Annotated in this window: 1 protein-coding gene and 1 pseudogene; both read left to right on the top strand. The window is 42.0% G+C overall.

The genetic code is table 11. From position 1 onward, the window contains the following. On the top strand, window positions 1-305 hold a 305-nt coding region (locus tag CBG25_RS00205), incomplete at its 5' end, for a transposase family protein (protein ID WP_290603625.1). 102 nt (window positions 306-407) lie between these two features. After that, window positions 408-559, top strand: a pseudogene (locus CBG25_RS00200) (IS91 family transposase); the annotation flags it as partial.

The raw sequence follows: 559 nt of genomic DNA, 5'->3' as shown, positions 1-559 counted from the left end.
ATATAATTCGCCATATTCCTCCTGAGGTAACCATCTGGGCAGATACCGGTTTTCAAGGTATAGATAAACAGCATCCTAATACACAAATCCCAAAAAAAGGAACTCGAAAAAGACCTTTATCGCCTGAACAAAAACAAGAAAATAAAATAATCTCGGGCATCCGTATTACAGTTGAACACGCCATCGCGGGTATCAAGCGCCTCGGTTGCATGACCCAAATTTTACGGAATCGTAGACCCTTTATTGATGATACCTTCTTACTCCTTAGCGCAGGTCTTTGGAATTTCCATCTCAGAACAGCGTAAAATTTACTTCAATCACCGAAACACCCTTATTTCACTATTAAGCAACACGCTTTATGAAAATGAATACCTTCATCTTCCAGTTTGGATATTAAAATTACCCCCGTGCTTTCTGAATTCACTCCTCGCCCTCTAAAAACGTTGTTTCAGCGAAACGGTGCTTGGGCCGAACTGCTAAACACTTACCCACTGAGGCCTGTTGAAGTAGAAGTTGTCACCAAAATGCTAGCTTGTGGCACACCACTTATGGGAAGCCG

Origin of the sequence: Arsenophonus sp. ENCA (genome assembly GCF_002287155.1) — a bacterium.
Lineage (GTDB): Bacteria > Pseudomonadota > Gammaproteobacteria > Enterobacterales > Enterobacteriaceae > Arsenophonus > Arsenophonus nilaparvatae.
Note: the sequence above shows the minus strand (reverse complement) of the source record. Positions and strands in the feature narration are given on the sequence as shown.